At 70.7% G+C, this 24332-nt stretch carries 21 protein-coding genes; 10 read left to right on the top strand and 11 right to left on the bottom strand.

Going from position 1 to position 24332, the window contains the following annotated elements; all coding sequences use genetic code 11:
• Positions 1-5: 5 nt before the first annotated feature.
• The gene (locus tag KYX17_RS02070; protein WP_243224877.1) at positions 6-980 is read left to right on the top strand and encodes a MoxR family ATPase; all 975 of its coding nucleotides are present in this window, start codon (positions 6-8) and stop codon (positions 978-980) included.
• Positions 981-2291 (top strand): DUF58 domain-containing protein, encoded by a 1311-nt coding sequence (locus KYX17_RS02065; RefSeq protein ID WP_243224876.1) that lies wholly within the window; start codon positions 981-983, stop codon positions 2289-2291.
• Between the two features lie 154 nt (positions 2292-2445).
• Here KYX17_RS02065 and katG read toward each other — a convergent pair whose 3' ends face one another.
• A complete protein-coding gene (gene katG / locus KYX17_RS02060; protein WP_283818068.1) occupies positions 2446-4722 on the bottom strand; it encodes a catalase/peroxidase HPI in 2277 nt (758 codons plus the stop codon).
• A gap of 28 nt (positions 4723-4750) precedes the next feature.
• A complete protein-coding gene (locus KYX17_RS02055; protein ID WP_243224875.1) occupies positions 4751-5182 on the bottom strand; it encodes a Fur family transcriptional regulator in 432 nt (143 codons plus the stop codon).
• A gap of 179 nt (positions 5183-5361) precedes the next feature.
• Between KYX17_RS02055 and aqpZ the strand changes: the two genes are divergently transcribed.
• Positions 5362-6114, top strand: a complete 753-nt coding sequence (gene aqpZ, locus KYX17_RS02050) for an aquaporin Z (protein WP_243224874.1) — start codon at positions 5362-5364, stop codon at positions 6112-6114.
• A 62-nt stretch (positions 6115-6176) separates the two neighbouring features.
• Here the strand turns inward: aqpZ and KYX17_RS02045 are convergent, their stop codons facing one another.
• The gene (locus KYX17_RS02045; RefSeq protein ID WP_243226157.1) at positions 6177-7172 is read right to left on the bottom strand and encodes a stage II sporulation protein M; all 996 of its coding nucleotides are present in this window, start codon (positions 7170-7172) and stop codon (positions 6177-6179) included.
• Between the two features lie 16 nt (positions 7173-7188).
• Here KYX17_RS02045 and KYX17_RS02040 point away from each other — a divergent pair, with 16 nt between their 5' ends.
• Complete coding sequence (locus KYX17_RS02040; RefSeq protein WP_243224873.1) at positions 7189-7998, top strand: RDD family protein; 810 nt, start codon at positions 7189-7191, stop codon at positions 7996-7998.
• Positions 7999-8001: 3 nt separating this feature from the next.
• Here KYX17_RS02040 and KYX17_RS02035 read toward each other — a convergent pair whose 3' ends face one another.
• The 4 genes from KYX17_RS02035 to KYX17_RS02020 form a co-directional block, all read right to left on the bottom strand.
• Positions 8002-9216, bottom strand: a complete 1215-nt coding sequence (locus KYX17_RS02035) for an ABC transporter permease (RefSeq protein WP_243224872.1) — start codon at positions 9214-9216, stop codon at positions 8002-8004.
• On the bottom strand, positions 9213-9953 hold the full coding sequence (locus tag KYX17_RS02030) for an ABC transporter ATP-binding protein (RefSeq protein WP_243224871.1): 741 nt from the start codon (positions 9951-9953) through the stop codon (positions 9213-9215). Before KYX17_RS02030 ends, KYX17_RS02035 begins: the two co-directional genes overlap by 4 nt.
• Positions 9950-10912: an efflux RND transporter periplasmic adaptor subunit gene (locus KYX17_RS02025; protein ID WP_243224870.1), complete on the bottom strand. Its 963-nt coding sequence runs from the start codon at positions 10910-10912 to the stop codon at positions 9950-9952. The genes KYX17_RS02030 and KYX17_RS02025 overlap by 4 nt, the downstream gene beginning before the upstream one ends.
• 114 nt (positions 10913-11026) lie before the next feature.
• Complete coding sequence (locus KYX17_RS02020) at positions 11027-11233, bottom strand: DUF3499 family protein (RefSeq protein WP_243224869.1); 207 nt, start codon at positions 11231-11233, stop codon at positions 11027-11029.
• A 67-nt stretch (positions 11234-11300) separates the two neighbouring features.
• Between KYX17_RS02020 and KYX17_RS02015 the strand changes: the two genes are divergently transcribed.
• On the top strand, positions 11301-11726 hold the full coding sequence (locus KYX17_RS02015; RefSeq protein WP_243224868.1) for a hypothetical protein: 426 nt from the start codon (positions 11301-11303) through the stop codon (positions 11724-11726).
• 13 nt (positions 11727-11739) lie between these two features.
• Here KYX17_RS02015 and KYX17_RS02010 read toward each other — a convergent pair whose 3' ends face one another.
• The 4 genes from KYX17_RS02010 to manA form a co-directional block, all read right to left on the bottom strand.
• On the bottom strand, positions 11740-13113 hold the full coding sequence (locus KYX17_RS02010) for a DUF5719 family protein (protein ID WP_243224867.1): 1374 nt from the start codon (positions 13111-13113) through the stop codon (positions 11740-11742).
• Positions 13110-16277, bottom strand: a complete 3168-nt coding sequence (locus KYX17_RS02005; protein ID WP_243224866.1) for a glycosyltransferase — start codon at positions 16275-16277, stop codon at positions 13110-13112. The genes KYX17_RS02010 and KYX17_RS02005 overlap by 4 nt, the downstream gene beginning before the upstream one ends.
• Positions 16278-16347: 70 nt before the next feature.
• Positions 16348-16665, bottom strand: a complete 318-nt coding sequence (locus tag KYX17_RS02000) for a WhiB family transcriptional regulator (RefSeq protein ID WP_243224865.1) — start codon at positions 16663-16665, stop codon at positions 16348-16350.
• Positions 16666-16840: 175 nt separating this feature from the next.
• Positions 16841-17947: a mannose-6-phosphate isomerase, class I gene (gene manA / locus KYX17_RS01995; RefSeq protein WP_243224864.1), complete on the bottom strand. Its 1107-nt coding sequence runs from the start codon at positions 17945-17947 to the stop codon at positions 16841-16843.
• A 69-nt stretch (positions 17948-18016) separates the two neighbouring features.
• Between manA and KYX17_RS01990 the strand changes: the two genes are divergently transcribed.
• The 5 genes from KYX17_RS01990 to KYX17_RS01970 all read left to right on the top strand — a co-directional run bounded on the left by KYX17_RS01990 (position 18017) and on the right by KYX17_RS01970 (position 24326).
• On the top strand, positions 18017-19438 hold the full coding sequence (locus KYX17_RS01990; RefSeq protein ID WP_243224863.1) for an O-antigen ligase: 1422 nt from the start codon (positions 18017-18019) through the stop codon (positions 19436-19438).
• Complete coding sequence (locus tag KYX17_RS01985) at positions 19435-20733, top strand: O-antigen ligase family protein (RefSeq protein ID WP_243224862.1); 1299 nt, start codon at positions 19435-19437, stop codon at positions 20731-20733. The genes KYX17_RS01990 and KYX17_RS01985 overlap by 4 nt, the downstream gene beginning before the upstream one ends.
• A gap of 130 nt (positions 20734-20863) precedes the next feature.
• Positions 20864-22774, top strand: coding sequence for a glycosyltransferase (locus KYX17_RS01980; protein ID WP_243224861.1), 1911 nt, complete (start codon positions 20864-20866; stop codon positions 22772-22774).
• Complete coding sequence (locus KYX17_RS01975; protein WP_243224860.1) at positions 22771-23727, top strand: glycosyltransferase; 957 nt, start codon at positions 22771-22773, stop codon at positions 23725-23727. The genes KYX17_RS01980 and KYX17_RS01975 overlap by 4 nt, the downstream gene beginning before the upstream one ends.
• Positions 23727-24326, top strand: a complete 600-nt coding sequence (locus tag KYX17_RS01970) for a hypothetical protein (RefSeq protein ID WP_243224859.1) — start codon at positions 23727-23729, stop codon at positions 24324-24326. The genes KYX17_RS01975 and KYX17_RS01970 overlap by 1 nt, the downstream gene beginning before the upstream one ends.
• Positions 24327-24332: the final 6 nt, after the last annotated feature.

The raw sequence follows: 24332 nt of genomic DNA, 5'->3' as shown, positions 1-24332 counted from the left end.
AACCCATGACCACCCCACCGACGACCGCCGTGGACGACGCGGCTCTGCGCCAGGCCATGCACCGCGTGCGCCAGGAAGTCGACAAGGCCGTGATCGGCCAGGCCGGCACCGTGACCGGACTGCTCGTTTCGCTGCTCGCCCGAGGACACGTCCTGCTTGAGGGCGTGCCCGGGGTCGCGAAGACGCTCGTGGTGCGCTCGTTCGCCCGCGCGCTGGGCCTGGACACCAAGCGCGTGCAGTTCACGCCCGACCTCATGCCCGGGGACGTGACCGGTTCCCTCGTGTACGACGCGCGCACGGGCGAGTTCGAATTCCGCGAGGGTCCCGTGTTCACGAACCTGCTGCTCGCGGACGAGATCAACCGCACGCCTCCGAAGACCCAGGCCGCGCTGCTCGAGGCGATGGAGGAACGGCAGATCTCGGCCGACGGCGTGAGCCGTCCGCTGCCCGATCCGTTCCTCGTCGCCGCGACGCAGAACCCCATCGAGCACGAGGGGACCTACTCCCTCCCCGAGGCGCAGCTGGACCGCTTCCTCATGAAGCTCGTCGTCGCGATGCCGGAGCGGGATGCCGAGGTGGACGTCCTGCGCCTGCACGCCGGAGGATTCTCGCCGCGCGCGCTCACCGGCGTCCAGGCGGTCGTCACCGCCGAGGAGATCCGCGCCGCCCAGGACGCCGCCGCCCGCGTCGACGTCACGGACGACGTCCTCGGCTACGTCGTCGACCTGGCCCGCGCGAGTCGCCAGTCGCCCTCGGTCCAGCTCGGAGCGAGCCCCCGCGCGTCGACCGCCCTGCTCGCGGCCGCGAAGGCCTGGGCCTGGCTCAACGGGTCGACCGCAGTGACTCCCGACCACGTGCAGACCATGCTCGTCCCGGTCTGGCGTCATCGACTGCAGCTGCGCCCGGATGCCGAGATGGAGGGCGTCTCGGCGGATGCCGTGCTCACCGCGGTCGTGCAGCAGACCCGGGTTCCGATCTAGGTGTTCGTCACCGGCCGCCTCCCGCTGCTGGTCGCTGCGGGGATCCTCCCCGTCGTCGCGCTATCCGCGACGACGGCGGCTCCGGCGTGGGCCGTGGTCGGCGGCTGGATCCTGCTGTGCCTGATTCTGATCGCCGTCGACGTGGCCGTCTCCGCGTCGGCGCGCTCGGTCGTCGTGACCCGCCGCGTTCCGGCCAGGGCGCGGCTGAACGAGCCGGTCCCCGTCAGCGTCGCGCTGCACAACACCGGTTCGCGGACGCTGCACGCCGTGATCCGCGACGCCTGGCAGCCCACGGCCGGCGCCGACGCTCGACGGCAGCGCCTCGTCATCCCGTCCGGCGAGCGGCGCCGGGTCGAGATCCCGCTGCATCCGCGCCGCCGAGGCGAGCTGGTGAGCGAGTTCGTCATGATCCGCTCGGTGGGTCCGCTCGGCCTGGCCGGGCGGCAGGCGAGGCACGACGTCCGCGGAGCCGTCCGTGTCCTCCCCGCCTTCACCTCGCGCAAGCACCTGCCGTCCCGGCTCGCCCGGCTGAAGGAGCTCGACGGCAACACCAGCATCCAGGTCCGCGGACAGGGAACCGAGTTCGACTCGCTGCGCGAGTACGTCCGGGGCGACGACGTGCGCTCGATCGACTGGCGTGCCACGGCGCGGGCCGGGACCACGATGCTGCGCACGTGGCGACCGGAGCGGGATCGCCACGTCGTCATCCTCATCGACACGGGACGGACCGCGGCCGCGCGCGTCGGCGACGGGACGCGTCTGGAGGCGTCCCTCGAGGCCGCTCTGCTGCTCGGCGCGCTCGCCTCGCGGGCCGGCGACCACGTGCACCTGATGATGTTCGACCGGGTCGTGCGCGGACGCGTCACCGGCGTGGACGGCGCAGCGCTGCTCCCCGCGATGACCGACGCCATGGCCCCCGTGCACGCGGGACTGGTCGACACGGACTGGCCGGCGGCGTTCGCGTCGCTGCGGTCTCTGACGACCCGGCCGTCGCTGATCGTCGTGCTGACCGCGCAGGATGCCGCGGAGTCGGCGCGCGGTTTCCTGGGCGCCTTTCCGAACCCCGGACGCGCCACGACCGTGCTCGTCGGCTCGGTGACCGACACGTCGGTCGCCGAGATCGCGCGGGGACGCGGATCGCGGGAAGAGGTGTACCTCGCCGCCGCCGCCGAGCGGACGCTGCGGGACGCCGAGAACGTCGCGGACGCCGTGCGCCGAGCGGGCGGAGAGGCGATCGCCGCCGATCCCGAGAGCCTGCCGCCGCGCATCGCCGATCGCTACCTCGAGCTGAAGGCCGCCGGCAGGCTGTAGACAGCCGTCTCCTTTCCGACCCGACGAGCACCGCTCCGGTCGCGATCGACGCCGCGTTGCGACCCGCAGCATCCACGACGACCCCACGCGGCGAACACGCCGGAAACGCGGACGGCCCCCGCCGTGAGGCGAGGGCCGTCCGAGTACGAGCGGATCAGACGAGGTCGAAGCGGTCGAGCTCGGTGACCTTGCCCCACGCGGCGACGAAGTCGCGCACGAACTTCTCCTTGGCGTCGTCCGCGCCGTACACCTCGGCGATCGCGCGCAGCTCGGAGTTCGAGCCGAACAGCAGGTCGACACGGGTGCCGCGGCCGACGAGCTCGCCCGAGCCCTCCTTGCGGCCTTCGAAGGCATGCGAGCCCGGGTCGAGCGGCTTCCACGTCGTGCCGAGGTCCAGCAGGTTCACGAAGAAGTCGTTCGTGAGCACGCCGGGGGTGTCTGTGAACACGCCGTAGGACGAGCCGTCCCAGTTCGCGCCGAGCACGCGGAGGCCGCCGACGAGCACGGTGAGCTCCGGGGCGGTCAGCGTGAGCAGGTTCGCCTTGTCGATGAGCAGGTGCTCGGCGGGGATCGCCGCCACGTCCTTCGAGACGTAGTTGCGGAAGCCGTCCGAGGCGGGCTCGAGGAACGCGAACGACGCGACGTCGGTCTGCTCCTGGGAGGCGTCGGTGCGTCCGGCGTGGAACGGCACGACCGCGTCGACCCCGGCATCCTTCGCGGCCTTCTCGACCGCGGCGTTGCCCGCGAGCACGATGAGATCGGCGAGCGAGACGCGCACGTCACCGGTCTGCGCCGCGTTGAACTCGGAGCGGATGCCCTCGAGAACGTTCAGCACGCGCGCCAGGCGCTGCGGGTCGTTGACCTCCCAGTCCTTCTGCGGGGCGAGCCGGATGCGGGCGCCGTTGACGCCGCCCCGCTTGTCGCTGCCGCGGAAGGTGGATGCCGCGGCCCACGTGACCGAGACGAGGTCGGCGACCGACAGGCCGGACTCCAGGACCTTCGCCTTGAGCGCTGAGGCGTCGGCGTCGGAGATGAGCTCGTGGTCGACGGCCGGGACGTTGTCCTGCCAGATGAGCTCCTCGGCGGGGACCTCGGTGCCGACGTAGCGGCTGCGCGGCCCCATGTCGCGGTGGGTGAGCTTGAACCAGGCGCGAGCGAAGGCATCGGCGAACGCGTCCGGGTCGTCCTTGAAGCGCTCGGAGATCGGTCCGTAGATCGGATCGAAGCGCAGTGCCAGGTCGCTGGTCAGCATGCGCGGCTCGCGACGGCCGTTCGAGTGCGCCAGCGGAACCATGTCGGCGCCGCCGCCGTTCTTCGGCCGCCACTGGTTCGCGCCAGCCGGGCTCTGGAACAGCTCCCACTCGTACGCGTACAGGATGTGGAAGAACTCGTTGTCCCAACGGGTCGGGTGATAGGTCCACGTGACCTCGAGACCGCTGGTGATCTGGTCGTCGCCCTTGCCGGTGCCGTGGTTGTTCTTCCAGCCCAGGCCCTGGCGCTCCAGCCCGGCCGCCTCGGGGTTGTCCTCGAGGTTGGAGTCGGGGGCTGCTCCATGCGTCTTGCCGAAGGTGTGGCCGCCGGCGATCAGCGCGACGGTCTCCTCGTCGTCCATCGCCATGCGCGAGAACGTCTCGCGGATGTCGCGGGCCGAGGCGATCGGGTCCGGGTTGCCGTTCGGGCCCTCCGGGTTGACGTAGATCAGTCCCATCTGCACTGCCGCGAGCGGACGCTCGAGGTCGCGGTCGCCGGAGTAGCGCTCGTCGCCGAGCCAGGTGGTCTCCGGGCCCCAGTACACGTCGTCGTCCGGCTCCCAGGCGTCGATGCGTCCGCCGGCGAAGCCGAAGGTCTTGAAGCCCATCGATTCGAGCGCGACGTTGCCGGCGAGGATCATCAGGTCGCCCCAGCTCAGCGACCGCCCGTACTTCTTCTTGACGGGCCACAGGATGCGGCGCGCCTTGTCGAGGCCGACGTTGTCGGGCCAGCTGTTCAGCGGCGCGAAACGCTGCTGACCGGTTCCGCCGCCGCCGCGTCCGTCGGTCACGCGGTACGTGCCCGCGCTGTGCCAGGCCATGCGGATCATGAGGGGTCCGTAGTGGCCGAAGTCCGCGGGCCACCAGTCCTGCGAGACGGTGATGGTCTCCTCGATGTCCTTCTTCACGGCATCCAGGTCCAGCGCCTCGAACGCGGCCTTGTAGTCGAAGTCGACGCCCAGCGGGTTCCGCTCCGCCGTGTTCTTCGCGAGGATCTTGAGGTTCAGCTGCTCGGGCCACCACACGCGGTTCGCGGACCCCATGGTCGGGTGCGGCTGCGCGTGGATGACGGGGCAGGTTCCCGCCTCGTCGGCCTCGACGGGCTCGTCGATGACGGTCTTGGACTGGTCGATGCCGGTGACGTCGTCACCGATACCGGGCACCTGGTCGTGAGCGGTCATGGTTGTCCTTCCGGTGTGGGGGCAGGTTTCAGGTTTCGTCGGCGGCGCACGAGGCGCACAGGCCCCAGTACGTCACCTCGGCCACCGCGACGCGGTAGCCGTGCGCATCGCTCGGCACCAGGCACGGCGCGTGGCCGGTGGCGCAGTCGACGTCCTCGACGGCGCCGCAGCGGGTGCAGACGAGGTGATGGTGGTTGTCGTCGACGCGCAGCTCGAAGAGCATCGGATGGCCGGCCGGCTCGATGCGGCGCACGAGTCCGGCGGCGGCGAAGTCCCCGAGCGCGTTGTACACCGACTGGAGGCTGGTGGACTCGACGCGCTGCCGGACGACGGCGTGGATGTCCTCGGCACTGGCGTGCGGGTGCTCCTGCAGCGCGTCGAAGACCGCGCGGCGCGATTCCGTCACGCGCAGTCCGGCGTCGCGGATGGCGCCGTCGACGTCTGTGCGGGTGAGGGGCATGGCTCCATCCTACTTGTTTTGAATCATTCAAGAAAACCTCGCCACGCGGGCTTCCGCCGATATATCGCTGCGCGGAATCCCTGATGAACCCCCGGCGCGCCTCCTGAAAGTTCTCTGTGAACAGCGGAATCATGTTCACGCCGGGTCAGCGGATCCGGCGCACTCGAAAGGACACAGAAATGAGCGATTCACCGTCCGCTGTGCCCAGCCTCGGCGCGAAGCTCGCCGCCGAAGGATTCGGCACCCTCCTCCTCGTCTTCGGCGGCGTCGGCACCGCGCTGTTCGCCTCCAACCTCTACACCGAGCCTGCGCCGAACGCCGCCGTCTACAGCGCGGTCGCGCTCGCGTTCGGACTCACGGTCGTCGTCGGCGCATACGCCTTCGGTCCGATCTCGGGCGGCCACTTCAACCCGGCGGTCACGCTGGGCGCAGCGGCGGCCGGACGTATCGGCTGGAAGGACGTGCTGCCCTACATCGTGGCGCAGATCGTCGGCGGCGTCGTCGCCAGCACGCTGCTGTTCCTGATCGGGCAGTTCGGCCCCGAAGGCTGGCTGACCGGCGCACAGGACGCCGGGTTCGCCAGCAACGGGTTCGACGAGCACTCCCCCGGCGGGTTCGGCATCGGATCCGCGATCATCATCGAGGTGATCCTGACCGCGATCTTCCTCCTCGTGATCCTCGGCACCACGCACTCCAAGCGCGGCACGCCGTTCGCGGGTCTGGCGATCGGTCTCACCCTGACCCTCATCCACCTCATCAGCATCCCGGTCGACAACACCTCGGTGAACCCGGCGCGCTCGATCGCCGCGGCGATCTACGGCGGTGTCGGCCCGCTCTCGCAGCTGTGGGTGTTCCTGGTGTTCCCCATCGTCGGCGCCCTGATCGCGGGCTTCGCGTACAAGGCACTGTTCGACGGCACGAAGAAGATCTGATCCCCTTCGCGAACACCCTCGTCGGTCTCGGCCGGCGGGGGCGTTCTCGTGTCGAGGGGCCGTCAGCCGGCGACCAGTCGCGGCGTGCCGGCCTCGTACTCGAGCAGGTCGCCCGTCTGACCGCGGCGGTGGGCGCGACCGCCCACGACGAGCATATAGATGAGGAACACGGCGAGCGCGGCCGCGCCGATCCCGATCTTGACCGGCCACGGCAGCGACCAACCGGTCACGAACCCCTCGACCAGCCCGGACAGCAGCAGCGCGAAGACCAGGCCGATCGCCACGGTGGCCAGGGACCGTCCCTCCTGTGCGAGCGCCTCGCCGCGCGAACGATGCCCCGGGGCGACCCACGCCCAGAAGACATGCAGCCCTGCGGCGCCGGCGACGAAGAGGCAGGTCATCTCCAGCATCCCGTGCGGGAGGATGTACAGGACCATGATGTCCGCCCGGTCGTACGCGGCCATCACCGCTCCCGAGACGCCGAGCCCGACGGCGTTCTGCACGAGGATGTACACCGGCCAGATGCCGGTGACGCCGAACAGGACGCACTGGGCGGCGAGCCAGGCGTTGTTCGTCCAGACCATGCCGGCGAACACGGCGGCCGGGTTCTCGGTGTAGTACTGGGTGAACTCTTCCTCGGCGTACGCCTCGAGGAAATCCGGTTCCCCGAGGGTCGCGACCAGGCTCGGGTCCGCCGAGATCCAGGCCGCCGTCCCGACGGTGATCGCGATGAACGCCAGCGCGATGACGAGCGTCGTCCAGCGCACGCGGTACAGCGCAGCAGGCAACTGATCGACGAAGAAGCGGGTGATCTGCGTGAGCACGCTGTCGCCTGCTCCGGTGAGCCGCAGACGGGCACGCGCCAGGATCGTGGACAGGTACGCGCTCTGCGGGGACTCCCCCACGGAGGTCTTCAGTTCGGCGAGGTCGGCGGATGCCGCGCGGTACCGGACGATCAGCTCGTCCACACGGTCGCCGTCGTCGAGACGCGCACGGCTGAGTTCGTCGAGGCGCTCCCACTCCGTGCGGCGCGCATCGCTGAGGGCGTCGGCATCCACCTGATTAACTGTACTCATGTCCACGCCCATCGAAGCGAGCGAAGAGGTCCTGTCCGGCGAGGCGGTCGCGATCGACGTGCAGCCCCTCGGCTTCTTCCTGCGGGTCCTGGGCGCCCTCATCGACATGGCGCTGTCGTTCGGCCTGTACGTGCTGTTCCTGTTCCTGCGGATCTGGATGCTCGACGCCGGCCTCATCGACGATGCGATCGATCGCATCCTCAACGTGTCGTCGATGGTCGTCTGCTTCGTCGTCGTCCCGGTCGCCCTGGAGGTGTCCCTGCGCGGCAGGAGTCTCGGCAAGCTCGCCGTGGGCGGGCGCATCGTGCGCGTGGACGGCGGCGCGACCGGATTCCGTCACGCGTTCATCCGGGCCCTCCTGGGAGTGCTGGAGATCTACATGACCTTCGGGTCCGTGGCGTTGCTCACCGGCGCCTTCACGGCCCGGTCCCAGCGCCTCGGCGATCTGGTCGCCGGCACCTACAGCCAGCGCGTGCGCACGCCGAAGCTCGTGCCGCACGAGCCCGCTCTGCCTCCGATGCTCGCGGAATGGGCCGGGGTCGCGGACGTGGCGCGCCTGCCGGATCGCCTCGCCCGGCGGATCTCGCAGTTCCTGCGCACCGCGCCGCAGATGATGCCCCAAGCGCGAGCGCGGATCGCGGATCAGCTCGTCGCGGAGGCCCTGCCCTTCGTCTCGCCTCGTCCGATCGCCCCCGCGGAGCAGGTGCTCGCGGCCATCACCGTGATCCGCCGCGGCCGGGAGCGGCGTGCGCTGCAGATCGCCGATGAGCGTGCCGAGCGTCTGTCCGGGCGCTCGATCGGCGCCTGAGCCTCAGAAGCGGATGGCGTCGATCACCTTGACGCGCAGAGCGACGAGCGCCGGGATGAACCCGGCCACGGCGCCGACCACGACCGAGGCGACCAGACCGGTCAGCGCCGCTCTCATCGGGAACGGCGGGATGTCCTGGATGCCCTGGAACATGCTCGTCACGATCCACTCCGATCGGAGCAGGGCGACGACGACGGCGATGCCGATGATGCCGGCGACCGTCGTGGCGACCAGGCTCTCCAGCAGCACCGTGGTGAACACGCGAGCGCCCGTGGCTCCGAAGGCGCGGCGCACGCCGATCTCCCGCACGCGCTGGCGCATCGCGACGAGCTGGATGTTGATCAGGCTCAGCGCGCCGAGGGCAAGGATGAGCACCGCGATGCCCCCGGTGATGAGCTCGAAGGTGCGCATCGCGTCCTGAGCCCCGGACATGGAGGCCCAGTCGGTCCTCGTGACGGACAGGTCCTGCCCGTCGGCGAGTCCGGCGCGCAGATCCATCGCCAGCACGGGGCCGATCTCGGCGGCCTGCTCCTCTCCGACCCACACCTCGTAGGTCGGTGCGAGGCCCTCGGGCAGGCTGTCGACCCTGGCGCGGTAGGCGTCGTAGAGCAGATCCACGCGCGGCTCCTCGTCCCAGACGCCCTGCTTCGGCGTGACGCCGACGATCTGGTAGGTGCCGGCCGCCGGCCCGGACACCGTCAGCAGCGGGTGCTGCGAGAGCGGCACCCGGCCGAGTCGATCCCACAGCGGTTCGCTGATCACCACGGCGGGCGCGAGCGCCTCGACGTCGGAGTCGCGCAGCCAGCGTCCCTCGAGCAGGCTCTCGCGATGGATCTGCGCGAACGCGGGGTCGACCAGGCGCGCGGGGATCTCGGTCACGCCGTCGGGGAGCTGCACAGGCAGGGTCATCCCCTGCACGTTGCGCGCGGAGTGCGAGAATCCGAAGCGTTCCCCGACCTGCTGGAAGTGGGCGTCGAAGGCGTCGACGTCGACCGCGCCGCCGTCCTCGCTGTACGGCGACACGGCGATGGTCGCGACGCGACCGCCCCACCGGTCGGACTGTTCGGCCTGATACTGCTGCTGGAACTCGCTGAACGCGACGACAGCGGTCAGCGCCGCGACCGAGACCGCGATCCCGATCAGGCTCAGGAGCACGCGCAGCTTGTGGACGCGGATCTCCGCCCACGCGTCGGAGAGCGCGCCGAACAGGGCGGTCATGCGCCCGCTCCGGGCACCGATTCGGCGAGGGTGGACGCCTCGAAGGCGCGCGTGAGGTCTGCGGGTGCGAGCAGGCCCGCGTCCAGGCGATAATGCCGCCGAGCCCGCGCGGCCACGTGCAGGTCATGCGTGATCGTCACCAGCGCCGCATCCGTCTCGGTGGCGACCTCGTCCAGCAGCGCCATGACCGACGCGCCCGTGTCGATGTCGAGGGCGCCGGTCGGCTCGTCCGCGAGGATCAGCACGGGACGGCGCACGAGGGCGCGTGCGATGGCGACGCGCTGCTGCTCGCCACCCGAGAGCCGGTCCGCGATCTGGTCGATCCGGTGCCCGAGGCCGACGCGCTCGAGCATGTCGGTGGCGATGTCGCGGCGACGCCAGAACAGCCGGCCGGACGCGTGGCCCAGGGGCATCATGACGTTCTCGAGCGCAGTGCGGCCGGCGAGCAGGTTGAACTGCTGGAAGACGAACCCGACGTTCGCGCCGCGCAGACGATCGAGCCTTCCGGTGCGCATCCGCCGGACCGGGGTGCCCTCGAACGCCACGGATCCGGTCGTCGGGGCGTCGAGCATCCCGAGGATGTTCAGGAGGGTCGACTTGCCGGATCCGCTCCGACCGACGATCGACACGTGGTCGCCCGCCGCGACGTCCAGGCTGATGCCGCGCAGGATCTCCAGGCGGGAGTCGTCGGCGAGCGTGACGCTCTTGGTGACGTCCTCGAGCGTGACGAGGCTCACCAGCTCATCCCGCTGTCGCACTGCTCGACACCCGGCTCGATCTCGTAGCAGACCTCCTCGACCGGGGCGGCGAATCCGGGCACGAACTGCCGGATGCTGTCGCCCTCGGCGAGTCCCTCGGTGACCTCGACCATGGTGCCGTCGTTGACGCCAAGGGTGACGGGGCGCTCCTCGGGTTCCCCGCCGTCGCCGGCATCGACCCACACGACGCCCGAACCCGAGCCGCCCTGCACGGCAGTGACGGGGATGACGAGCGCGTCGTCCACCTGTCCGAGCGCGAGATCCAGCTGTGCCGGAAGCCCGGCGAACACCGTCTGGTCCGAGGGGACGGTGCACCGTACGCTGGCCGTTCCCTCGTCGGATACCTCGACACGCACGCCCGTGCAGGAGAACGGCGCGGGTCCGCCGGTGATCGTCACGGTCGCTTCACTCGGCGCGCCCACCAGACGGTAGAGCTGCACGGGTTCGACGGTGGCGAGCACGTGATAGCGCGCAGGCTTGAGCGTGGCGATCTGCTCGCCGACCGCCGTCATCTGGCCCTTGACGAGCGCGATCTCGGATATCTCGCCCGCCTCGGGGGCGACGATGTCGACGTTCCGGCGCGGGTCCTCCTGCTTGACCGTGAAGAGCTTCTGGCCGGCCTGGACGGTCGCGCCGTCGCGCACGTGGACTTCGGTGACCGCGCCGTTGACGTCGCCGCGCAGCACCACCGGTTCGTCACGGGCGATGGTGCCGCTCAGCGTGAGCTCGTTGACCACCGACGCCCGCTCGACGGACACGATCGGATCGGTGACTGCGGCCTCGGGAGCGACGACCGCCTGGCTGCTGTCGGGGAAGAACGCCAGCTTGACGAGGGCGGCCGCACAGGCGCCGAACACGATGAGCAGGAGGATGGGGAGAACCCAACGACGCCAGACGACCACGGCTGCTGCCTTTCCGGGTGCGACGCTCTGACGCACTCCGGGTCAGGATAGCCGGGAACTGTTTACCGGGTACTCATTTACGTGGCGGCGCGTCGCCCGCGATATCGGCACAACGCTCCACTCGGCGGCGCGTCGCCCGCGGTATCGGTCTCAGGCGCGCAACGCTTCGTGCCGCACGACGATCCAGCCGGCCGGGACCGACAGTCGATCCGCGTGCTGGGCGCACAGGTCGTGCGCATTCGGATGCCGGGACCCGCCGAGCGGGCCGAGCGCGGCCATCTGGTCGCCGTAGTCGTAGGTCAGCGTGGCGACCGCTTCGCGAGCGCAGCCCACCTTCGAGCAGAGTCTCTCGTCCATCCGCTCCAGGCTAGACCGCTCCCCCGGCCCCGAGCGGATGCCGCGCCCGGCGGCCTAGACTTTGGTCATGCCTCGTCGCCGCCCCGCTCGCACCGCTCCCCGCAGGGGAAGCAGGCACGGACGGCACGGACGGCTCGGGCGCAGCGAGGTCGTCCGTCCGCCGCTTCCCCCTCTGGAGGGCCGGATCGACCGATTCGACCTCTCGGTCGGCACCGCCGTCGAGTTCCTGCGCGGCACCTGGCCGGAGCTCGAGGACGTGCGGTTCGAGATCGGCGCGATGCCGATCGGGGACGACGGATCCGGTCTCGTCCCGCGCTGGGCGATCGACCGGAACGCCCGGCGCATCGTGCTGTACCGCGTACCGATCGAACGATTCCTCCCGCCCGGTCACGACGACGCCGCGCACCGGCGCATCTCGGTCGAGAGCGCCGTGTTCCGCGCTGCCGCCGAGTTCGTCGGCCGTGACCCGTGGGAACTGGGCCCCGAGGGCTGAGCCAGGACTGCCCTCAGGGGTAGACCGTGATCTCGCTCTGATCGGTGCGGCTCGGGAAGACCGGCCATCCCGCGAGGCGCCCTTCTCCCGTCATCGTCACAGCGGCCACGACCTCGCCGTCCGAGGCAAGCGTGTACACGGTCGACGCGCGCACCGTCACGAGCTCCGCGGCCCCCGCCGGCACGATGACCTCGCGTTCGCCGCCGCCCGGCGCGGCCAGCATCACGCTGACGTCCTGATCGGTGCTGTTGACGAGGTGCAGCTTCGGCGCCGGCCCGGACGGAACCGCGAACAGGTTCTCCCCGGTGAGGGGTGTCGCCGGTGTCATCCAGGCGAAGTCGGTTCCGGCGGCGGCACCCTCGCTCTGCCAGATGGCGCCGATGACATCCGCCTCGGCGGTGACCTCGACGCTGTAGGTGTCGATCTCGAGGTCGGCGAGCGCGACGTCGAGCGGTGTCCCCGCCGTGAGCGGGACCGAGAACTCCGCGGCGATGTCGCCCTCGTCGTCGCGCACCACCACGCGAGCTTCGGTGTCGGAGTCCGCGGACAGCAGGCGGATGGCGTCAGTGGCGGTGCCCTCGCTCGGCGCCACCACCTGCACCCCGGCGAACCTCAGCGTCCGAGACGCCTCACCGGCCGATCCCTGCAGGTCAGCGCCCGCGGGGTCCAGGATGCGGGTCAGCGCGGACTGCAGCACGGCGCGGACGGGCGCTCCCTCGGCCGTGACGCGCACGACGGGGTCCTCGGCACCGGCGGCGATCGACGCGAACGGCAGCGCGACCTGGGTCTGGGCCGGGACCACCGTCGTCGTCGGGTTCACCGCCCCGCCGTAGACGGTGAGCGTGACCGTCGCGGGCACGGCGCCGGGATTGGAGAGCACGAGGACGTCATTGGCGCCCGTGTCGACCGAGCCCCCGACGATCCAGGACTGGGTGCTCGTGGGGGCGCATGCCGAGGCCGCGAGACCGGACAGGTCCTCCTCCTGCAGCTGCAGGGATTCGGATGCGGCGATGGCCGCGCTCTCGCGCCCTTCGACGGCGCCGGTGAAGACCGCGGCTCCGTCGCCGGACACTTCAGGCGTGGCGATGACGGTGCGTTCAGGAGACACGGGGTCGCCATCGACCGTCACCCGGCCCTCGCCTGCGGATTCCATCTGCTGCGCGCTCTGCGCATCGCGGCCGAGCGCCCGGAACGGCCCGGAGCACACCAGCACCGGGTCGCCCGGCACCGTGCTGACCTGGGTCGAGGCCGGGGTGTGTGCAAGAACCGGCCACGGAGCCACGGTCGCCGCCATCGTCGCGGCGACGCATCCCACGGCGACCACGGCGCCGACGAGGAGCCGTGCCCCGGTCGCGACGACGGTGACCGTGCGCTTGTCCGTCTTCATCGGTCCTCCTCGTGCTTCTCGGGATTCTCGGGCCTCTCCGCCGGTTCCGCCGCGCGGTCCTGTCGGACCGCGTCGTCGTTCGAGGAGACCGCGTCGTCCGACCCTTCGACCACGGTTCCGGCACCGTCCTCGGTGTCTGCGGCGGGCGCCGATGCCGCAGCATCCCGCACCGGATCGGCATCGGAGGGGCCGGAGCCGTCGGTCGTCGCGGACACGGACGCCCCGGAATCCCCACCCGGATCGGCATCCGCGTTCTCGGCCTCGGTCGGCGGATGCTCCACCACCGCCGAGTGCGCGTGCTCCGCAACGCGGGCGTCATCGCCGCCATGGCGCCGGATGGGCGTCGGCGGTTCCTCGGGCACCTTGCCGACGACGCGGGAGATCGCCTTCGCCGCCCGGCGCGACGCTCGCGTCGGGACAGCCAGCAGGAGGGCGGCGAACACGACGACGAGCTGGAGCGTCGTGACCGACCGCGCGATGCCGTGCTCGGTGTCGCTCAACTCCGCTCTGGCGGGGGCATCGCCGGAGTCCTCGAGCCGCCACAGCGTGCCGATGCCGGTCACATCCCCGGCGCGCACGAAGCCGGTGCGCTGATCCAGCGCGATCACGGCGTCCAGGCGGAATCCTTGCGCACCGTCGTCCGAAGCCGACGGCAGCTCGTCGAGCAGCACGAAGTCGATCCCGAGTTCGGCGAGCTCGGCCGCCGCCTCGAAGTCGCGCGCCGAGACGAGGTCCACGGCGAGCGCGCTGACGTCCGTCCCCTGCACCGTGGTGGCCGTGCTGAGCATGGTGGTCTGCGCTCCGAGCGTGTCGCTGGATCCCCAGACGACACGCGTGGCGATGCTGTCCTCTCCGAGCGGTGTGATCACCAGTGTCCCGAGCTGCTGGTCCCCTCGCGCGTTCGCGGCGATCAGCGCGGGCAACGTGCTCCCCGACCCTTCGACGACGGCGCTGTGCCCGGTGTGCAGAGCGGTGAGCGCCGGGACGGCGCAGATCGCGAGCGCGACGCCGGCGGCGACGGCCGCGACGGTGCGCAGGCGGGGAAGGGCGATCAGCGTGTCCAGAGCGACGGCAGCGGCGCCGACGACGCCGACCCACGCGAGACTGAGCGCCGAGCCCGGCCAGATCGGCACCGGGGTCCCCTGGGAGAAGCTGACCGCGATCCCGACGGCGAGCATGGCGGTGGCGAGGCCCGACAGCGCGATGACGAGGAGCACGAATCCGGCGCGACGACGCGGTGCCAGCGGAGACACGAGAGCCAGCAGCGCCAACGGGGCGAGCAGCAGCGGAACCCAGGCGGCGACGGCGGGATCGAGCACGTCGGTCCAGGACGCGAGATCGGCGGTGGGGAATCCGGTCGCGAGCAGGAGCCGTCCGGCGGCGTCCGCGGTCGCCTGAGGTCCCTGCCAGATGTAGCCCGGGTCGGCGAGGATCGTGAGGAACTCGCCTCGCCCGAGCCGCCGCACGGCGAGCGGCAGGAACATGACGATGGTCGGGATCAGCACCCAGATCAGCCGTACGGCGCCGCGCAGCCTCCGCTGAACCAGGACGATGACGAGGGCGATCGCCCACACGATGAGCAGAGCCGGGGCGAGCGCGGGTGCGGAGGCGACCACGCCGACCAGCAGGACGGATGCCGCGCCCGCCGCCCCCCAGGAGCGATGCGCGACGGCCGCGGCGTGGAACAGCCACGGCAGCAGCAGGTGCACGATCACCGCGGCGGGTCGCCCGTCGATGAGGGCGGTGAGGAAGGTCGGGGCCAGAGCCCACACGACGCCGACGAAGATGCGCAGCGCCGGCCTGTCCGTCACACGGGTCGCGGCGAACCAGCCCCCCAGGACCGCGAGAGGCAGCGCCAGCAGCCAGAGCAGCACCAGCGAGAACGAGGGGCCGGCCGGCCAGAGCGATCCGAGCACCGCCAGCACGGCCGCGAAGGGATCGGCGGGTCCCGTGACGTCGACGCCGAGACCGCGCGTTCCCCAGGTCGCGTCCTGCCAGAGGCCCGCGAGCGTGTCGCGCATCGGCAGCAGACCGCCGCCCGCCAGGTCGCGCCAGGCCAGCAGGGACGTGAACGCCACGACGCTCACGAGCCCGGCCGCGAGGACGGCCCATGCCCCGCCTCCGGAGAAGAAGCGGAGTTCGCTGACCGCGCCGCGTTCGCTGCCGTGACCGTCGTCGAGGCGGCGACGCAACTGGGCGCCGGTCACGCGCAGCGGCGCGATGCTCGACCATCCCGCCGAGCGGAAGGCGCGGATGCGGCCGCGCGCGCGGGCGACGGCGCCGAAGCGGACCATCGCGGTCGCCGCCGCTCCCCATTCCGGCAGCACGGCCGCTGGACGCTTCTCAATGAGGTGGACGATCGTCCGCCACAGCGCGAGGGGCAGGAAGCTCAGCCAGTGCAGTGCGACCACGACCGCGGGCGCGTAGACGAGCCGGCGGTGCAGCTGCGCGAGGCGCGTGACGTAGGCGCGCGCGGAGGGCCGCTGCGGCAGAGCCGCCGGTCCGTCCGGTTCGACGCGGATGCGCGCGGCCGGCGCGAGCACGACGCGGCCTCCGCCGAGCCGGGCACGGACGCCGAGGTCGAGTCCCTCGTCGGCGCCGCCGAGCGCCTCGTCGATCTTCAGGTGCGGCCGCACCTCGGCCCGCAGCAGGATGCCACGGATGTCGGACCCGAGCGCCTCGTCGGCGCCGTCGTGCTGCCCCTGGTCGAGCTCCCCGGCGGCGAGCTCCACGGAGCGCCCGAGTGTGGTCATCGTGACGCCGAACGAGACGATCTCGCGCTCGGCTCCCTGGCGGACGAGCTTGGGCGCCGCGATCGCCGCGGACGGCGACCGTTCGAGGGCTCCCGCGAGCTGCGCGAGCGCCGACGGATCCGGGGCGCTGTCGTGCGTGAGCAGCCACACGGCGCTGCCGTCGGGCACCCGCGCGGCACCGAGCGCGACGGCGTCTGCGAAGGAGGTCGTGTGGCGCGCTTCGATGATCCCCTCGGCGATCGCGGCGACAGCCGGGCTCTCGCGGGCGGTCGTGACGTCGCCGCACACCACGAGGGTGACGGCATCGGGTCGACGGGTCTGCGCCTGGAGGGCCTCGAGGGTGCGAAGCAGCTGCGCGCGGGCGGTCGCGCCGGAGCGCGCGACGATGACGGCGTGAAGTCGGGCTGGCATGGCGTGGCCAGCCTAGGCGCGGATCGGCGCGGCTGCGCTCAAGCGCCCGGCGCGCCTGCGAAGCCGTGGGTCAGCTGGCGCGGCGCTTGAGCTTGCGACGCTCGCGTTCGGACAGTCCGCCCCAGATCCCGAAGCGCTCGTCGTTGCCGAGCGCGTACTCCAGGCATTCGCCGCGGACGTCGCAGGAGGCGCAGATGCGCTTGGCGTCGCGGGTCGAGCCGCCCTTCTCGGGGAAGAAGGCCTCCGGATCCGTCTGTGCGCACAGCGCGTCGGTCTGCCAGGCGAGCGCGTTGTCCTCGTCGGTATCGACTCGACGGACCCCGGGGACCCCGAGGTTCACTGGATCGACGTACCAGTTGTCGGGAACGTCGGAACGGTAACCCGTCATGTCGCTCTCCCTTGCCCTGTCTGTTGCCCCCCACCGGGCCGTGCTCCACTAATTACACCCGTGTCATTCGCCGCGGTCAAGTCGCGGAGAATAAACCCTCAAGCGACTCTTGAAGGTTCTTGGAGCCTCGTCGGCGTGTCGCGCCGGGCGTGTCGGAGAGGCGGATCGGGCGGGCTCAGCCCGGCTGAGCGATGAACGCCTCGCCGGTCCCCGCGAGCGTGAGCACGGCCTCGTCGGCCGAGAACAGCGCCGAGCCGACCGCGACCGCGTGCGCCACGGCATCCGCTCCGGCCACGGTGACCGAGCCGGCGGTCGCCAGCACCATCGCCGGAGGGGTCACATCGACGGCGACCGGGGCGCCGTCGAGCGTGACCCGGCGCAGGGCGAAGTCGTCGACCTCGACCGGGTACTCCGTCACGGCCCCGTCTGCGGGGCGCAGCACGGGCACGTTACCCGGCGTGGCGTCCAGGACGCTCAGCAGCTCAGGCACGTCGATGTGCTTGGGGGTGAGCCCGCCGCGCAGCACGTTGTCGCTCGCGGCCATGATCTCGACGCCGAGCCCCGACAGATAGGCGTGCAGAAGCCCGGCGCGCAGGAAGATGCCCTCGCCCCGACGCAGCACGATGTGGTTCATGAGCAGCGCCACGACGACGCCCGGATCCCCCGGGTTGCGCTCCGCGACCGTGCGGATCGCGTGGATCGTGTCCTCGAACTCCGCAGAGGACGCCGTCTCGAGCGCGCCGATGACGTCGTCGACCGCGTCCTGAGCCCGACCGGACAGCAGCCAGGCGATCGCGCCGCGCAGCCCGTCGGCGCCCGTCAGGTGCGCACGCAGCTCCGCCGGACCGCGGCCGTCGCCGAGCGCCTCCACCAGCCGGAGCGTGGCATCCACGGGCCGGAGTCCTCCCAACGCCTCGAAGCGCTCGCTGAGGGCGACGATCAGCTCGGGCTTGTGGTTGTCGTCGCGGTAGTTGCGGTGCGGGTCGTCGGCCGCGAGCGATGCCTCGCGCCTGCGGCCGTCCCGGGCCTGCGCGATCGTCGGGTGCACCTGGATCGACAGCGGATCGGCGGCGGCGAGGAGCTTCAGCAGGTACGGCAGGGACCCACCGGTGACGGCATCCAGCGTCCGGCCGTCGTCCAGCTCCGCAGGGTCCGACGCGTGATCTCCGAACCACACCTCGGCCTCCGGCGCGGCCGAAGCCGGACGCCCCTCCAGGTCGGCGAGGAGAGTGGTCGATCCCCATGCGTAGTCGCGCGGTGCATTCGAGAGACTCAGCAGCATGCCCCCAGCGTAGAGCCATGCCCGCCCGTCACAGCGGAGGCCGGATGGTGCGCGGTAGCCTGAGTCACGATGGCGCAGTACACGAAGCATCCCGTGACGGCCCCGCCCGCCGCGCCGGAGCGCGAGTCGACGGGGCATCTGCTGCTGCGCGGCTACATCGTGCTGGTGCTGATCGCCACGTTCGCGCATTCCGCCGTCTACAACCTGCTGGGACAGCTCGGCGCCGCCGTCGTGATCGCGGTGCTGATCCTCGCGACGCTCGGCATCGGGATCCCGATGCTCGCGCGTTCCCGGCCCGCCCCCTTCGCCTGGCGCCGCCTGCCCTGGGCTGCTCTGGGCTACACCGCGTTCGCCCTGCTGTCGGTCGTCTGGTCGGGGTGGCGGGTGCCGACCCTGGCCACGTGGGTGCTGCTGGCGGCGGTCACCGTGAACGCCCTGTTCATCGCCCATGCGCTGAACTGGCAGGAGATCGGTCGCGCGCTCGCCTCCGCGTTCAAGTGGATCCTCGCCCTGTCACTGGCCATCGAGCTGTGGGCGTCGCTGATCGTGCACGGACCGATCCTGCCCAACTTCGTGACCCTCCCGGACGGCTCGATCGATCCGCAGTGGTACTGGGTGCGGGACAATCTGTTCGACGGTGGGCGGTTGCAGGGCATCGTGGGCAACGCGAACCTGCTGGCCTTCATCTGCCTGTTCGCGCTCATCACGTTCGGCGTGCGCTTCGCGCTCGGCGCCCGCTGGCGCACGACGCTGGCGCTGTGGATGCTTCTGGCCGCGTTCTTCTTCGTGCGCGCCTCCTCGGCGACCGCCTGGATCTGCGCGTTCGCCGCCGCGGCAGTGCTCACGATCGCGCTGCTGATCCGCCGCACGAGCACCTCGCGCGCTCGGGCGAAGGTCTACGCCTGGTGCCTCGGCATCCTCGCCGTCCTCGTCCTCGGGGCCGCACTGCTGCACCGTCCGATCCTGGCGGCGCTCGGACGCACGGCCGACCTCACCGGCCGCAGCGACCTGATCTGGGCCGCCGTGCTGGAACGGGCGGCGACGAGTCCGGTGATCGGTCTCGGATTCTCGAGTCCCTGGATCCCGACCGATCCGGCGTTCGACGGCTGGATCACCGATCACGGCATCACGGTGTTCCACGCGCACAACATGTGGATCGACGTGCTGTTCCAGCTCGGCATCATCGGTGCGGTCCTCATGGCGGTCGCGTACGGGGCGCTGCTTTGGCGGGCGTGGTTCTTCGCGGTGGACCGGCCGCGCTGGGATCTGCGGGCCGACCGACCGTACTCCCCACTGACGCTGCTGCCGGCCCTGTTCACGACCGTGCTCCTCGTGCAGGGGCTGAGCGAGTCCACGCCGATCATGCTGTGGGGGTGGCTGCTGCTGGTGCTGCTGTCGTTCAAGATCAAGTCGGTGCCGCTGGTCGGCGTGGGCCTCAGCGAACAGGCACGGGTCACCGAGCACGGTCGTCGGTCTCGGCGGGTGCCATGAGCGCACGCCGCGGGCTCGCGCGCCTGCTCGGTTCGGTCGAGATGGCCAGGGCGTTCACCCTGGCGGCGCTGGTGGCGGTGTTCGCGTCCTTCGCGATCGAGCGGATGACCTCGACGGTCACCCTCGCGACGATCGTCTTCGCGCTGTGCGCGGTGGGGATCGCCATCCTCGTCGTGCGCCGCGAGGAGCTGTCGCTGCTGCGACTGGCACCCTCCTCGCTGATCGCCTTCCTCGCGCTCGCGCTCGTGAGCGTCATCTGGAGCACCGACCGCTCCGACACGGTGTTCGCGTGGCTCTCGCTCCTCGGATACGCCGTCCTCGCCATCACGATCGGGCACATCCGGGACACCCTGCAGACCGTCCGCGCGATCGGGGACACGCTGCGCGTACTCCTGGCGGTCTCGCTCGGGATGGAGATCCTCTCCGGGGTGCTCCTGGACCTTCCGTTCACCTTCCTCGGCATCGAGGGCGCCCTGGCCGCGGGGGGGCCGATCCAGGGCATCTTCGGCACCCGCAACATGCTCGGCTTCGTCGCCGTGATGGCGCTCATCACGTTCGTGATCGAATGGCGCACGCAGTCGGTGACGTCGCCGATCGCCGTGCCCTCGATCGCCCTCGCGGCGTTCCTCGCGCTGCTCTCCGCCTCCCCCACGGTGCTCGTCCTCGCGGTCGGCGTGGGTGTGGCGACCGGAGCGCTCACCATCGTCCGTCACACCGCGCCGGCCCGGCGAGCCATGGTGCAGTGGGTGCTCGCCGGACTCGTCACCGTCGCTCTCGCGCTCGCCTTCGTGCTTCGGCATCCGATCATCGCGTGGCTGGGGGCCGGATCCGATTTCACGATGCGGGCGGATCTCTGGAACCGGATCCTCGACTTCGTGGCGATCAAACCGCTGCAGGGCTGGGGGTGGTTCGGCCCGTGGCATCGCGGTGAATACCCGTTCAACTACCTGAACTACCTGCTCGACCAGCAGCACGCGACGGCACTGAACGCCTACTTCGACGTGCTGCTGCAACTCGGCGCGGCCGGCCTCGTGCTCTTCCTGCTCCTGGGTGGGATCGCCCTCGTGCGCTCGTGGCTGGTGGCCAGCTCCCGCCGCTCGGTCGTGTACGCATGGACGCCGCTGATCCTGGTCACGCTCGCGATCGACTCGATGTTCGAGAGCTTCACGCTCGCGAACCTCGGCTGGTTCATGCTCGTGCTGTGCGCGCTGCGCGCCGGGCAGTCGCGATCCTGGCGCGAGAACATCGACGCAGCGCAGACCGGAGTGATCCCGACGCTCCCCGGACAGGGCTGATCCCTCGGGCGCACCGCGGCGGTCTCGGGGAATCCCTGGTCAGGGAAGGTAGGCTGTCCCTGCTCGCTGAACCGCTCGCCGGGCATTCCCCTGTCCGCGTGCGTCGCACCACCTCGGAGAGAGATCGCCTGTGCCCCACGTCCTGCAGAACGTCGTCTTCCCCCTCGATCGCGACCCCGACCTGTTGCCGCTGTACGCCGACCCGGAGACCTGGTCCACCATCGACGACGAGCCCGTGCGCGTGTCCTCGCGTGCGCACCTGGGGAACATCCTCGGGCGCAACAGCGCCCGGATCGTCGCCGGACGTCGCGTCTCGCTCGGCACCTACTTCAACGCGTTCCCGGCGTCCTACTGGCAGCACTGGACGAGCGTCCGCGACATCCGGCTCACGGTGCACACGGACGGTCGCGCGACGATCCTCGTCTACCGCTCCAACGGGGCGGGGATCCGTCAGCGCATCGCGACCCAGGAGGTCACCGGGAAGGCCACCAGCGACTTCGACCTCTCCCTGACGCAATTCAGCGACGGTGGATGGATCTGGTTCGACGTCGTCGCCGACGAGAAGAACGCCGTGCTCGAGGGAGCGCAGTGGACGACCGAGCAGGAGCCCTCCCGAACGGGCAAGGCCTCGATCGGCATCACGACGTACAACAAGCCGGACTACTGCGTCTCGACGCTCACGGCCCTCGCCGATGCACCGGAGGTGCTCGAGCTCGTGGACCGGATCTTCCTCATCGACCAGGGCACGCAGCTCGTGGCGGACGAGGCCGGCTACGACGCGGTGGCCGAGCGCCTGGGCGACACTCTGGACGTCATCCGCCAGCCGAACCTGGGCGGCTCGGGCGGATTCGCGCGCGCCATGCACGAGACGCTGCAGCGCCCGGAGAGCGATTTCGTCCAGCTGCTGGACGACGACGTCCGGATCGAGCCGGAGTCCCTGCGCCGTTCGATCATGTTCGCGCAGTACGCGACGAACCCCGTACTCGTGGGCGGGCACATGTTCGACCTGCTCGACCGTCCGAAGCTCCACGGCTGGGCCGAGGTCGTCGACGAGGTGCCTTTCATGTGGCGCAACCTTTATCAGGAGGAGATGCCGCACGACTTCGGCACCGCGAACCTCCGTCAGACGCCTCTGCTGCACATGCGCATGGACGCCGACTACAACGGCTGGTGGATGTGCCTGATCCCGCTGGACGCGATCCGCGAGGTCGGCCTGGCGCTGCCGGCGTTCATCAAATGGGACGACGCCGAGTTCTGTCTGCGCGCGGGCGAGGCCGGATTCCCGACCGTGTCGATGCCGGGGGTCGCGCTCTGGCACGTCTCCTGGGTCAACAAGGACGACTCGATCGACTGGCAGGCGTACTTCCACGCCCGCAACCGGATCGTGGCGGGACTCCTGCACTCCGAGGTCCCGTTCGGGGGACGGCTCATCCGCCACAGCCGCCGCGTCGACCTCAAGCACCTCATGATGATGCAGTACTACCCGGTGGCGCTGCGCGCCAGGGCGCTGCGCGATGTGCTTTCGGGCCCGGAGCACATGCGCCGCAATCTCGCCACGGCGATGCCCGCCGCGCGGGCACTCGCTGCCGAGTACCCCGAGACCATCGTGCACAAGGATCCGTCGACCGTGCTGCACTCGCGCCGCGGCCGCCAGGTGTACAAGAAGCTGAAGCAGCACGAGTACGACAGCCCGACCGGGTTGAAGCTGCGGTGGTTCACCATCTCGACGCTGCTGTCGCACTGGCTGCACCGCCCGGACCCCGCGAACGTCTCGCAGCCCGAAGTGGAGTTCGGCAAAGGCGATGCCCACTGGTGGCGCCTGCCGCACTTCGACAGCGCGCTGGTCAGCGCCGCCGACGGCTCCGGGAAGAACATCTACACGCGCGACCGCGCCCGCTTCCGCCGCATGCTCCGCGACACCGTCCGACTGCACGCGCAGCTGCAGCGTCGCTGGCCCGAACTGCAGCAGCAGTACCGGGCCGCGCTTCCCGAGCTGGTCTCCGACACCTCCTGGCAGCAGATCTTCGAGGAGAAGGCATGACCGCCGCCGTGTTCGATCCGGCCTCGGCGACCATCGTCATCGTCACGTACAACCGCTCGCACCTGCTGTCCGGCCTTCTCACGAGCATCTCGGCGATGGACCCGAAGCCCGGTCACGTGGTGGTCATCGACAACGCCTCTTCGGACGACACGACCGAGGTCGTGGCGAGCTTCCGCGACACGATCGGCACCGAGATCGTTTACCGCCGCCTCGATGAGAACACCGGCGGTTCCGGTGGCTTCAGCGAGGGGATGCGCACGGCGTACGAGCTCGGCTCCGAGTGGATCTGGATGATGGACGACGACGTCGAGGTCGTCGAGGACGGCCTGGCGAAGATGGGCAAGTGGGCCCCGCGGTTCAAGAGCATCCAGGGCCGGCGATACGACTACGACGGCAGCGAGTTCTACTGGCAGTATCGGATCGCCGAGCGCATGGGCATCCCGATCCCCTTCGCCCCCGCCGGGTTCGACGCCTCCGGCTTCCGGGAGATGAACAGCGGATGCTTCGAGGGCATGTTCATCCACCGCTCGATCGTGCAGCAGGTCGGTCTTCCCGACCCGCGGTACTTCATCTACTGGGACGACCAGACCTACGGCTGGCTCGCGTCGCGGAAGACGACCGCGGTGATCGTGAACGAGTTCGTCCTGCGTCGCACGCGCGAGATCCGCCAGTGGGACCTGGGCGTCCGGCACCTGAACGCTTCGAGCAACGCCTACCGGTACTACATCATGCGCAATCGCGCCTTCATCAAGCAGTACTACCGGGTCCACGGCGTCTACAACCCCGTGCTCTTCGGACTCGGCACCGCGGCGACCTTCTTCAAGGAGCTGATCCGACTCGTGTTCGTCGAGCGCACCGTGCGCGGGACGAGCAACCTCTTCCGCGGCATCCGGGACGGCGGCCGACTCGGCCGCGATCGGAGCTGGAAGCCGATGCCGCCTCTGGAGGCCTGATGACCGACGAACCGCAGCCCGAACTCCGCTGGGCGCCTCGCGAACCGAAGCCCGCGAACAAGCGGAAGGTCTGGCTGATCTCCGGGCTCGCCGCCCTCGCGCTGGCCATCGTGGTCGTCTTCCTCGTGTTCGTGCTGCCCGGCGCCTTCCCTGTGGGTCCGACGCCGTCGCCGACGTCGACGCGCACGCCCAGCGCGGCGCCGACGACGACCACCACCCCGTCTCCGACACCCACGACCTCTTCCGAGCCGACCGAGCCGCCGCAGACTCCCCCGCCCGTCCCGGATCCCGACGTCGATGCGTTCGCCGGGCAGGTGCGCCCCTGGCTCGATGACGCGGTCACGGGTCTTCAGATCGCCTCCGAGACGAGCGGCGAGGATGCCGCGAGCGTGATCGAGCCCATCCGCCAGGACGCCGAACGGCTCTCGGACACACCTCCGCCGAGCTCCATCTCGGCGGAGTGGTCGGACGGCGTGTCCTCGTACCTGTCGGCGTTGAGCGATCTGCAGGACGCCTATCGCAGCGGCAGCGGCATCGGCGGCGCCGAGGACGCCGCGACTGCGGCTCTCCAGAACCTGCGGGATCTCGTCGAACTCTGACGGTCG

Source organism: Microbacterium sp. CIAB417, assembly GCF_022788845.1.
The sequence above is the reverse complement of the archived record's forward strand: the minus strand, read 5'-3'. Positions and strand labels throughout refer to the sequence as shown.